Origin of the sequence: Aequorivita sp. H23M31, from assembly GCF_004022485.1 — a bacterium.
Taxonomy (GTDB): Bacteria; Bacteroidota; Bacteroidia; order Flavobacteriales; family Flavobacteriaceae; genus Aequorivita; species Aequorivita ciconiae.
This window is the reverse complement of sequence record NZ_CP034951.1, coordinates 2,373,128-2,384,705: the sequence shown is the minus strand read 5'-3', so window position 1 is coordinate 2,384,705 and position 11,578 is coordinate 2,373,128. Positions and strand designations below refer to the sequence as shown.

The following is an 11,578-nucleotide window of genomic DNA, read 5'->3' as shown; positions in this document are numbered from 1 at the left end:
TTAAGCAGTTTCAAGTTGAAAAACCCGCTTTATAAGCTCGATGCTTTCCGCAGAACCTTCTTCACCTTTAAGATGGTTGACAAAGTGGGTTGTAATTTTTTGGATAAGCCTATTGCTGATTATCTCGGCTTGCTCGTGATGGAAGTCTTGTATTTTTTTACTTTGAAAGTCTATTTCAGAAGCTTTTATATCCGCCAGCTTAATTTTCAAAGCTCTAATGACCGGCGCAAATTTTCTATCTTCCGCCCATTGGTGGAATTCGTTTTCAATTTCGGCAATAATTTGCTTGGCTTGGGGAAGTTCTTTATTGCGCTGTTCCAAAGTTTGGTCAGTAAGTGAAGAGAGTTCGTCCAAATGTATTAAGGTTACCAATTCATTTTCCATAACATCTTCCGAAACATTTTTTGGAATTGACAGATCCAAAATCAGTAAGTGTTTATTAAGCGCAAGAATTTCCTTGCTAATTGTCGGTTCGTGTGCGCCCGTGGCAACTACCAGAACATCTGCTTGGGAAATTTCGTAGGCTAGGTTGGCATAATCTTTTACGATAAGATTGAATTTTCCGGCCACGTCCTGGGCCTTCTCTTTTGTACGGTTTATTAGTGTAATATGTTTGTTTTCGGTATGCTTAATAAGATTTTCACAGGTATTTCTACCTATTTTTCCCGTGCCAAAAAGCAAGATGTTCTTTTGTGAACCTTGCGGAACATTGGCCATTATATACTGAACGGCGGCAAAACTTACCGAAGTTATACCTGAAGAAATCCCCGTTTCGTTTTTGATGCGTTTGCTAGCTCGAATTACAGCATTGGCAAGACGCTCCATAAACGGATTCATTAAACCGAGTTTTTTTGAAGCTCGAAAACTGTTTCTTAATTGGCTTATAATCTCGAAATCACCTAAAATCTGACTGTCAAGACCGGTACCAACTTTAAACAAATGCGATACAGCTTCGCGATTTTTATAAACGTAGGCTACCTTTTCAAACTCATCTATACTGCCTTTTGTATGATCGCAAAGTAATTTTATAAGCTGATATGGATGTTGGGCGAAACCATAAAGTTCGGTTCGGTTGCAAGTAGAGATAATGCTTAACGATGATAGCCCAAGAGCCTGGGCCTCTGCCATGATTTTTTCTTTAGCAAGCTCATCAATGCTGAAATGCCCGCGTATATGAGCATCAGCTTTTTTATAGTTTAAACCAATAGCGTAAAAGTTGCCTTCGTTGGTGATTTGAAAATATGGAAGAGTATCGTTTTGCATATCCTAATAAGAAACAAAAATAGGAGCATTGTTTTTTAAAAAATAACGCTAGCGGTATCTTTTATAACGCTCCGTGTTAAATTTGGAATAAAAATAAATTTTATCTTATACTAAACCTTTAAATTCGCGATGTTTGGCCCCTTTGGACCACATCTAATTTAGAATTATTCTAAATAGAATTTCTTATTTATAACTATGAATCTACAAGAAAACATCGCTCAAGGATTTTACGAGGAGACTTTAATTGAATTGGGATTTTTTATATTGAAGTTTACGAATGATTCCGATGAAAATCAGTCTTTTAGAAGAGAGGTCAGCTCTAATTTTATTCAGTTCCATTTTTGCGTGAAAGGGACGGCACTGCTCAATTTTAATGAGGGAAACTATGTTTTGCCCTTAAAGGAAGGGAATACTATGTTATTGTATAATCCCCAAAAAGATCTTCCTATAAATTTTGCCCTCCAAAAAGATTCCTGGGTTTTATCTATTTTGATTCCGATTACCAAATTTCACGGTTTATTTTCAACCGAAGCGAGTTATATTACGTTTTTAAGTGAGGAAAATAAGGACCGAAAATACTACAAGGATGGAAAAATATCGCCTTCAATGGCAATTGTGGTAAATCAATTGATGAATTACAGTCTTCATCCCAGTATAAAACCTTTGTACTTTAAAGGAAAGGCTTATGAATTATTGAGTCTTTACTTTAACAGGCCTGCGGATTTGGATATTGAACAATGTCCGTTTTTAGCTGATGAAGACAATGTATCCAAAATAAAAAAGGCGAAACAGATTATTATTTCCAGAATGGCCGAACCTCCAACTTTACAGGAATTGGCAGATGAAATAAATCTCCCCATCAATAGGCTAAAGGAAGGATTTAAACAAATTTATGGCGATTCGGTTTTTAGCTTTTTGTTCGATTACAAAATGGAAGTTGCGCGACAGCTTTTGGCTACTGGAGCCCATAATGTGAACGAAGTTGGTTTAAAAGTTGGGTACAGTGGTTCCAGCCATTTTATTTCAGCATTTAAAAAGAAGTTTGGCACCACTCCAAAGAAGTTTTTAATGAGTTTGGAGGGGTGAGGGGTTGCAGGTTCCAAGTTTCAGGTTCCAAGTTCCAGGTCTCGGGTTTTAAAATTGAATTTCAATATAGTTATTTACTTAATCCTTAATCCAAAAACCTTAGTCCTTAATGCCGAAATTTATTTTTCACTACCTCAAACAGAAAGACCTAACTAATTCATAAAACTTCATCTTCATCTATATCCCCTTAGTATCTTTGCCAATTAAATTTTTCAATATGTCCAAAGGAGTTCTTCTTGTCAATCTCGGCTCACCCGATAGTACCGATCCGAAAGACGTTAAAAAATATCTCGATGAATTCCTTATGGATCCGAGAGTAATCGATGTTCCCTTTTGGCTTCGGTCTTTCATAGTAAGAGGAATCATTTTAAATACCCGACCTAAAAAATCAGCTGAAGCTTATGAAAAAATTTGGTGGCCAGAAGGTTCTCCTTTGATAGTTCTTTCAGAAAAACTTCAGGATAAAATAAAGGATAGAACTACCGTTCCAGTAGCATTGGCAATGCGTTATGGCAGTTTAACGCTGCAAAAGGGACTTCAGGAATTGGCGGATCAAGGTGTAGATGAGGTGTTGACCATTCCTCTTTATCCACAGTTTGCCATGGCTACTACGGAAACTATAGATGTGAAAGTAGAACAGCTCCGTAAAAAGTATTTTCCACAAATGGAAATTACCTCCCTACCTGCTTTTTACAATAAGCCTGAATATATAGATGTACTTTCAAAAAGCATTGCCGAAGGTTTGGAAAATGTGGATTATGAACATATTATCTTCAGTTATCACGGAGTTCCGGAACGACATATTTATAAAAGAGATATTACCAAAAGCCATTGCAAAATAGACGGCAGTTGCTGTGTAACCCCTTCTCCTGCTCACGAATTTTGCTACAGACACCAATGTCTAAAAACTACCGAATTAGTCGCTGCAAAACTCAACCTAAAACCTGGAACTTATACCAATAGTTTTCAATCGCGTTTGGGATTTGATCCGTGGCTAAAACCACCAACAGACCGAACTATTGAAAGAATGGGATTGGAGGGAGTTAAGAAGTTGGTGGTTGTTACCCCAGCTTTTGTAAGTGACTGTTTAGAAACTCTAGAAGAAATAGCGATGGAAGGGAAGGAGATTTTCTTGGAAGCCGGAGGAAAGGAATTCACCGTTATTCCTTGTCTGAATGTTCGGGATGACTGGGCGGACGTTCTAACCGGATGGATTGATCATTGGCGAATTGTGGACGTAAAGACGGCTATAGCTTAAAAGTATTTTTCTCAATTGTTATTTTTTATTGGATACCTGCTGGATTCATTTAGATAGCTAAGGGAAACCAAACTGAGTAAAAGGATAATAACAATAATAGATGAGCAATAAATCTGAAGCTCTAGGTACCGAACCCATTGGTAAATTATTAATAAAACAAGCAGTTCCCGCTTCTATTGGGATTCTTGTAATGTCCCTCAATATTCTGGTTGATACCATATTTGTGGGAAACTGGATCGGTCCCATCGCTATTGCTGCAATCAATGTTGTTCTTCCTATTTCCTTTTTTATTGCCGCTTTGGGAATGGCAATCGGCATTGGTGGGGCTTCCATAATTTCGCGTGCTCTGGGCTCAGGAAATAAGGAACGAGCTCTCAGAACCTTCGGAAACCAAATAAGTATATCCATTCTCCTCACGAGCACTATGGTGTTTCTCGGTCTCTTTTTTATCAATGATCTAATCCCAGTTTTCGGTGGAAAGGGCGATATTTTTGAACCTGCAAAAGTTTATTATCGTATTGTTCTCTATGGCGTGCCATTGTTGGCGCTAAGTATGATGGGAAACAACGTAATCCGCGCTGAGGGAAAACCCAAATTCTCCATGATTTCGATGATTGTTCCTTCTATCGGAAATTTGATCCTCGATTACATTTTTATCTATCAGTTGGATATGGGAATGGCCGGAGCGGCTTGGGCAACCACCATTTCGTACGGATTGAGTTTTCTTTATATCCTGTATTTCTTTTTAAGCGATAGATCCGAAATTAAGATACGTTTTCATCATTTAGGATTCAATTGGTCTGTGCTAAAGGAAATGTCTTCCCTTGGTTTTGTTACTTTGGCGAGACAGTCCGTTGTTAGTGTTACTTACCTTTTTATGAACAATATTCTATTCGAAATGGGTGGGGAATCTTCAATTGCCTCTTACGGAATTATTGCGCGAATGCTCATGTTTGCGCTATTTCCAGTTTTGGGAGTAACACAAGGATTTTTGCCAATTGCAGGATATAATTATGGCGGACATAAATTTGAAAGAGTTCGGGAAAGTATCAACAGGGCTATTTTGTACGCTGCTGGGTTGGGTCTGCTCATTTTTATTGTAATCATGTCCTTCCCCGAAGCAATTGTATCTGTGTTTACTGATGATGCGCAAATTCTTGCCCAAACGCCAAAATATATGCGATGGGTTTTTGCGGCCACTCCCATTGTTGCCATCCAATTGATCGGTGCCGCCTACTTTCAAGCTATCGGAAAAGCTGTACCAGCACTACTGCTTACCCTTACACGACAAGGTTTTTTCTTTATTCCCCTGATTTTTATTCTCCCCCACTTTTTTGGCGAAATGGGAGTATGGATTTCCTTTCCTGTTTCGGATGTACTTTCAACTATTGTAACGGGATATTTTCTAAATCGGGAGATTCGAAAGACTTTGAAAGTTTAAATTTTTTATAGTGAAATCGAACTGGAGTTTCTTTGGGTTCAATTTAATTCTCGAAAGAAAATAGAGAATCAAAAATGCTGGGAATTTTTTCATTATATTTAAGTTCTAAACTTTTCACTATGAAGAGACTACTACTTCCTTTATTGCTCATTTCCTTCATAAATATCGGCCGGACCCAACCAGCAGGTTTACTTAATGAAGTTTTCAATCTGAAATATTTGCAAGTTGGTGATATTTATTATACACCAAATGGAGAAAACCCAAATGTGGCCTTCTATGAACTTCCCGGAAGCCACGTTATAAATGCTGACGGTATTTTTAATACTTTGAATGCAGGAGCAAATTTTGATGGAACTACAATAACACTTCACTCATACAGCATTACGCAGCACGATTGTGTTGAACCAAATTGTTATTATGAAAATCTCTATTTTTATGAGGTGTTGAAGGCCGACAATATGCAATCTAAGACGTTGACGTATACATATAATCACTCTAACGGATTTAAATATTTAACCCTTGTCGACGCAGACTATAACAAAGCTTACTTTAGCACAGCGCCAAATGAAGACCCCAGTCCGCTGCTATTTCAAAACTGGTATTTATATAAGTCGGACGTAGATCTTGGCGAACCCACATTTTATACCGGACCCAACCCACCTCAGATTACAATTAATTCGGATCTTAGTTATACCGGTGTTGAGGACTGTTCACTTATAGATGGAAATCTTATTTTTAGCGAAGGAGATTTGGGCGAGGAGTTCATACTACAATCCCGAAATTATAATAAGGATGAAAGCAATTGCACTGATGGCTCTCCTAGCTATGTATTAGGGGAATTGGAATGGGGATTGCCATTGAGAAGTTTGGTTTACCAAGGAAACGATGGGATTGATTATTTTCAATATGAATACTTCCCAGGTTTCACCTATTATTTTAGAAATGTTCTGATTCTTTCAACTCCAGAACATCAAATAAATACTCTGACTATTTTTCCTAACCCTGTGGAAGATAAATTGTGTATTAAATCCAATATGGTTGAATTGGATTTGATTTCGATTATGGATATTAATGGAAGAACTGTCATTTTTGAAGAAGATGAAAATTTAAAGGTAGTGGACGTTTCAGGCTTAAAAGCCGGAATGTATTTTATCCGAGTTGAATCGGCTTCGGGAAATACTGTGAAGAAATTCATCAAGAATTAATTGCACTGTTCGAATGCTTTTAATCGAGGAAACCAGGTGGTTGATAAAAATTCCCGCCGTATAAATCAATATTTTTCAAATCGAGAAGGTTTGGAACGAAAAGACTAATTTTGCCAAGTCTTTTTGAAAATCGAAATGGAATCCTACCTCTATATAAAATCCCTTCACCTCATTTTTATCGTCACTTGGTTTGCGGGACTTTTTTATATTGTCCGATTGTTTGTTTACCAAATTGAGGCCTTTCAAAAGCCTTCTCCGGAAAAGGAAATCTTAGGAAATCAGCTCAAGATAATGGCCTCCCGTCTCTGGAACATTATCACTTGGCCATCGATGATCTTAGCTGTTTTCTTCGGAATTTGGCTGCTCTTTATAAATAGTAATTTGCTGCATCAACCTTGGATGCAGGTGAAATTGGGTTTTGTGGTTTTATTGATTATCTACCAATTCAAATGCCATCAAATCTTTAAGCAACTTCAAAACGGAGTTGTAAAACATTCTTCAAACTATATGCGACTTTTTAATGAAGTACCCACACTCATTCTGTTCGCGGTAGTTTTTCTTGTAATCCTAAAAAACGCTGTCAATTGGATTTACGGAACAGTCGGAATTTTCGTGTTCGCCATTATTTTGATGATGGGCTTTAAAATTTATAAGCGAATTCGGGAAAAGTGAATCAATTCAGAATTCAGAATTAAACGGTTTGATTATTGCTATCTTTCTACTCAAAAAAGTGTGAATGTATTTTTACAAACGCTCGCTTCGTACGCGAATTTTTCTTTCTATGTTATTGTTGGTGATTGGTGCTTCCGTACTGATTGCCATTGTTACTATTTATCAATACCGAAAAGAAGCAGAGGATTACCATCGTGACCGGCTTTTGCGAAAGGAAGCTGCCATTCGTGAAAATATTAATTATGTTTTAAAAACCACTACGTATCCTGTTGAAACAAAGCAGATTCCCTTGATTTTTAAGGAAAAGATCTATGAGATCAAGGATATACATAGTTTGGAGCTCTATTTGTACGATCTAAAAGGCAATCTTTTAAAATCGTCCAAACCTTCATTTTTTAAGGATTCCGTTATTCCTAAAATTCCTGACCACATTCTGGAATCGCTTCAGAATTCACCTACAAAAAGTTATATAAAAGAATTTGTGGAGGATGGTCAAAAATACCAGTCTTCCTATACCTATATAACCGATAGCTACTTTAAACCGTTGGCTATTCTCAATTTACCGTATATAGAAGATGACGGATTTATTACCAAGGAACTCACGGAGTATCTCTATAGATTGGGAGTTGCCTACTTTTTTATGCTATTGGTAGCTATTGCTTTGGCTTATTTCTTATCAAAATACATTACCCGATCACTCAAGGAAATTAGTGATAAACTTTCGAAAACCCGATTTCACACACGAAACAAGAAAATCCATATCCGTGATATGCCTGGTGAAATTGCAATCCTTGTGAATTCCTATAACGGAATGATAGACGAACTGGAAAAAAGTGCAGCACAACTAGCTGCCAGTGAGCGTGAAACTGCTTGGCGTGAAATGGCGAAGCAGGTAGCACACGAAATCAAAAATCCGCTGACACCGATGCGATTAACCGTTCAAAGTTTTCATCGAAAATTTGACTGCCATGATCCGGATGTTTATCAAAAAGTTAGTGAATATACCAATACGCTCCTGCAGCAGATTGATACGCTGAGTTCTATCGCTTCGGCGTTTTCAACCTATGCCAAAATGCCGGCCCAACAGGACGAAACCTTGAATGTTGTAAAGATTACTAAGTTGGCCCTGGATATTTTCAACGAAGATTATATTTATTTCTTTTCCGAAGAAGAAGAAATCCGTGCTCGTTTTGATCGTACTCAGCTCATCAGAGTTGTAACGAATTTGGTAAAAAACAGCATCCAGTCCATTGAGCAAAAAAGACCAACCGAGCCGCGAGTGGAGGTGTGGGTAAAATCGAAAGGAACTTTTGTTGAAATTGAAGTTACCGATAACGGAATCGGCGTTTCGGAAGATAACAAGGAGTGTATTTTCGAACCTCAATTTACTACCAAAACAAGTGGTATGGGACTTGGCTTGGGCATGGTCAAAAATATTGTGGAAGCCTATGGCGGCGAAGTAACCCTCGATTCATCACCGGAAAAAACGTCGTTTACAGTTTGTTTTCCAGCAATGGTCTAATTATCTTAAAAGATTAATGAAATCTATTCTTATTTCTCTAACAGTTTTATTTTCCTTCGCTTTGAATGCGCAAGCTTATATTCGCGAAGGCAAGGGAGATTATAACCAAGTGCTCTATACTTGGGATGGTAAATATCTACGGCAAGGAAAAGGCGCCTATAATACGGTTCTGTTTACGGTAGATAACAAATATATACGTCAGGGAAAGGGTGACTACAATACAGTTTTATATACTTGGGACGGAAAATATTTGCGAGAGGGCAAAGGTTATTATAACACTGTTTTATTCACTTGGGATGGAAAATATATCCGGCAGGGAAAGGGAGATTACAACACCGTTCTCTATACTTGGGACAATAAATACATCCGGCAGGGCAAAGGAGATTACAATACCGTTCTTTATACTATTGAAGGTTACATTCCTATTGAAGTACTGATTTTTTTACTGCCCTAAATATTACAATTCAGATTATAAGCTGTGCCAGCGTAAATTCAAGACCGGGAAAAACTTAATATTCTCAATTTTACTTTCATTTCATCCTTCGTTATAAGCCGAAAGCAGTTAAGTTTAAAAACTTGCTTAGTTTTGTATTTATCAAAAATCTCCTTTCACTTGAACTAAAGAATCCTTTATCTATGAAATACAACAACATACTTTCCGTAACGGAAAATGGTATTACTACATTAACCATTAACCGTCCTTCTAAATTAAATGCCCTTAACCGGGAAACTATCCAAGAATTACACGATGCCTTTAAAGAGGCTGATGCTTCCTCAAAAACAAAAGTAATAATAGTTACCGGATCAGGTGAAAAAGCATTTGTTGCCGGTGCGGACATTAGTGAATTTGCAGATTTTTCGGAGGAAGAGGGCGCAAATCTGGCTGCAAAAGGTCAGGCATTGCTTTTTAATTTTGTCGCCAATCTTTCCACGCCAGTTATTGCTGCCATAAACGGATTTGCACTTGGCGGTGGACTGGAATTGGCAATGGCGGCCCATTTCAGAATTGCTTCGGAAAATGCTAAAATGGGCTTGCCCGAAGTTTCCTTAGGTGTAATCCCAGGTTATGGCGGAACGCAGCGTTTACCACAATTGGTAGGAAAAGGCCGTGCTATGGAAATGATTATGACCGCTGGAATGATAGACTCCCATCAGGCACTGGAATACGGGTTGGTAAACCATGTTACCTCCGCAGAGGAGTTATTGGAATTTACGGAAAAAATCGCTTCAAAAATTATGAGAAATTCGTCAGTTGCTATTTCTTCGGCAATACGAGCGATCAATGCCAATTATGAAGACGGCAAAAATGGTTTTGAAGTTGAAATCGAAGAATTCGGCAATTGCTTTGGTACCGAAGATTTTGAAGAAGGCACGCAGGCATTTCTTCAGAAGAGAAAGGCAGATTTTCCAGGGAAATAATGGTTTTTAAAAAGATAAATTCGATGTTATTTTAAAACGAAACCTTTTTTTTTGGAAAGCTCTTTTTTGCGGACTTAATAAATTTTAGCCACTCTATATTCATGGGAAAAACGCTATTGCTACTCGGTATTTTTTTAAGCTCAATGGCTTATTCACAAACGGATTCACTTAAATTTTCAGTAAGTGATATTTTTAAGGATGAAAAGTACAAGACAACCCTTCTGTTCGCAAAAGAAGATAAAAACGGAGACGTTTTTGTAGTTAGAAATTACTATTCAAGTGTTTCAAGTCCAAAAGGTTATTATGTTGAACACTACAATGGGGAATTAAAACTACTAAAAAGGACAACTGTTGAAATTAACCGAAACGAAATAAAAGGTCTGTTTTTAACTGATGATTCGGTGGTTTTGTTGCAATTCCAATACAACTACAAACAGAAAAATTATGCATTTGCTACTTTAACTTCACCAAAAAACGATTTCAATTTTACCGAAAAGGAAGTTTACTCCATTGATCGTAATCGGCTTAACAAATATGAAAACTTCGGAATTCGCAGTGAACCTGAGTATAATAAACACATAAGTAACAATCTTGGAGACATCGTGGAATCTCAAAATGGAGAATTTATAACCCTTAATTTATTCACCAAATCCAAGGAAAGCGATGCGCTTCTCGTCATTACTTTCAATAGAAATTTTGAGAAAGTTTACGAATACGAATTTCAAAATGTCATTTCTCCAAATGAAACCGCAAATATAAAACTGCCATTGGAATACCAAAATATGGTTTTGGACAATAACGGTAAAGTTTTCTTATTGGGCAGGGTTTTTAAGAACGTCGATAAAAAACTAGAAAAAAACTACATTCCCGACTATTATTTTATCCTATTTTCCGGAGATGTGGTTTCAAAAAAACAAGAAATTATTCCCGTTGAAAGCATCAATATTATTAGATCCCTTCAATTAGTAACAACGGACGATAATCTTGCTGCCGTTGGTCTTTATGCTGAAACAGCCAAAATAGGGCTTTTTTCTTTGCCAACAGGTGAGCGTTATGATGGCGTAGTCAGATTTGATTTGGACCTCCGAACTATGGAGAAGCTTTCAGAATCCTTCCAGCCATTTCCTGAGGAATTTATGATCGAAAAATACGGAAAGGTTAAGGAGAATATAAAATCGTTTCTTACATATCGAAGTATTTTTATGTTGGAAAATGGCGATATTTTCCTAAATGCAGAAGAATTTGAAATGCCTTTTATGGACGATTTTACCATTGCAAATCGGATATATAGAGACATCATCACCTGTAGAATAAGTAATAACGGAGGATTGACGTGGGCAAAAAACTTTAAGAAAAGACAGAGCGCCTTGACATTGAACAACATTCCCTTTCTTTCATTTTCCTCCACGGTGAAAAACAACGTTGCCTATTATTTTGTAAATGCCGCTTCAGATTTAAGATTGAAAAACGATCAAGTTGAATTTAAGGATGGACCGCGTCTCTACCTTTTGAAAGTTTCTGAAACAGGAGAATTTACCCATGAAAAGGTTTTGTATCCAAATATCTATAATGCGCATCTTGGACTCAGGTTTGGTGTTTTGATAAATCAATCGGATACTTTGGTACAAGCTGCGAGTGATGGCAAGCCGGTGCTAGTTAAATTATTTTTCTAGGAGACGGCAAATTTTTCATAGAAGTGTATCGTTTTACGA

The 11,578-nt window shown here is 37.3% G+C and carries 10 protein-coding genes; 9 read left to right on the top strand and 1 reads right to left on the bottom strand.

Annotated features, from left to right (window positions below; genetic code table 11):
• A complete protein-coding gene (gene hemA, locus EI546_RS10400; protein ID WP_128250479.1) occupies window positions 1-1,263 on the bottom strand; it encodes a glutamyl-tRNA reductase in 1,263 nt (420 codons plus the stop codon).
• Window positions 1,264-1,458: 195 nt separating this feature from the next.
• Here hemA and EI546_RS10395 point away from each other — a divergent pair, with 195 nt between their 5' ends.
• The 9 genes from EI546_RS10395 (at window position 1,459) to EI546_RS10355 (ending at window position 11,539) form a co-directional block, all read left to right on the top strand.
• Window positions 1,459-2,349: a helix-turn-helix transcriptional regulator gene (locus EI546_RS10395; RefSeq protein WP_128250478.1), complete on the top strand. Its 891-nt coding sequence runs from the start codon at window positions 1,459-1,461 to the stop codon at window positions 2,347-2,349.
• A gap of 217 nt (window positions 2,350-2,566) precedes the next feature.
• Complete coding sequence (hemH, locus tag EI546_RS10390; RefSeq protein ID WP_128250477.1) at window positions 2,567-3,607, top strand: ferrochelatase; 1,041 nt, start codon at window positions 2,567-2,569, stop codon at window positions 3,605-3,607.
• A gap of 100 nt (window positions 3,608-3,707) precedes the next feature.
• Window positions 3,708-5,048: an MATE family efflux transporter gene (locus EI546_RS10385; protein WP_128250476.1), complete on the top strand. Its 1,341-nt coding sequence runs from the start codon at window positions 3,708-3,710 to the stop codon at window positions 5,046-5,048.
• A 119-nt stretch (window positions 5,049-5,167) separates the two neighbouring features.
• Window positions 5,168-6,253 carry a T9SS type A sorting domain-containing protein gene (locus EI546_RS10380; protein ID WP_164905222.1) on the top strand — a complete coding sequence of 362 codons (1,086 nt, stop codon included), beginning with the start codon at window positions 5,168-5,170 and terminating at the stop codon, window positions 6,251-6,253.
• Between the two features lie 135 nt (window positions 6,254-6,388).
• A complete protein-coding gene (locus tag EI546_RS10375) occupies window positions 6,389-6,925 on the top strand; it encodes a CopD family protein (RefSeq protein WP_128250474.1) in 537 nt (178 codons plus the stop codon).
• Window positions 6,926-6,989: 64 nt separating this feature from the next.
• The gene (locus EI546_RS10370; protein WP_128250473.1) at window positions 6,990-8,447 is read left to right on the top strand and encodes a sensor histidine kinase; all 1,458 of its coding nucleotides are present in this window, start codon (window positions 6,990-6,992) and stop codon (window positions 8,445-8,447) included.
• Window positions 8,448-8,463: 16 nt separating this feature from the next.
• Window positions 8,464-8,901 (top strand): hypothetical protein, encoded by a 438-nt coding sequence (locus EI546_RS10365; protein WP_128250472.1) that lies wholly within the window; start codon window positions 8,464-8,466, stop codon window positions 8,899-8,901.
• A 182-nt stretch (window positions 8,902-9,083) separates the two neighbouring features.
• On the top strand, window positions 9,084-9,866 hold the full coding sequence (locus EI546_RS10360) for an enoyl-CoA hydratase/isomerase family protein (protein ID WP_128250471.1): 783 nt from the start codon (window positions 9,084-9,086) through the stop codon (window positions 9,864-9,866).
• A 143-nt stretch (window positions 9,867-10,009) separates the two neighbouring features.
• Entirely contained in the window at window positions 10,010-11,539 is a 1,530-nt protein-coding gene (locus EI546_RS10355; protein ID WP_128250470.1) for a hypothetical protein, read from the top strand.
• Window positions 11,540-11,578 lie beyond the last annotated feature (39 nt).

Coding starts and splice junctions, on each gene's coding strand:
- hemA (WP_128250479.1), bottom strand. CDS start 1,263: ATGCAAAACGATACTCTTCCATATTTTCAAATCACCAACGAAGGCAAC.
- EI546_RS10395 (WP_128250478.1), top strand. CDS start 1,459: ATGAATCTACAAGAAAACATCGCTCAAGGATTTTACGAGGAGACTTTA.
- hemH (WP_128250477.1), top strand. CDS start 2,567: ATGTCCAAAGGAGTTCTTCTTGTCAATCTCGGCTCACCCGATAGTACC.
- EI546_RS10385 (WP_128250476.1), top strand. CDS start 3,708: ATGAGCAATAAATCTGAAGCTCTAGGTACCGAACCCATTGGTAAATTA.
- EI546_RS10380 (WP_164905222.1), top strand. CDS start 5,168: ATGAAGAGACTACTACTTCCTTTATTGCTCATTTCCTTCATAAATATC.
- EI546_RS10375 (WP_128250474.1), top strand. CDS start 6,389: ATGGAATCCTACCTCTATATAAAATCCCTTCACCTCATTTTTATCGTC.
- EI546_RS10370 (WP_128250473.1), top strand. CDS start 6,990: ATGTATTTTTACAAACGCTCGCTTCGTACGCGAATTTTTCTTTCTATG.
- EI546_RS10365 (WP_128250472.1), top strand. CDS start 8,464: ATGAAATCTATTCTTATTTCTCTAACAGTTTTATTTTCCTTCGCTTTG.
- EI546_RS10360 (WP_128250471.1), top strand. CDS start 9,084: ATGAAATACAACAACATACTTTCCGTAACGGAAAATGGTATTACTACA.
- EI546_RS10355 (WP_128250470.1), top strand. CDS start 10,010: ATGGCTTATTCACAAACGGATTCACTTAAATTTTCAGTAAGTGATATT.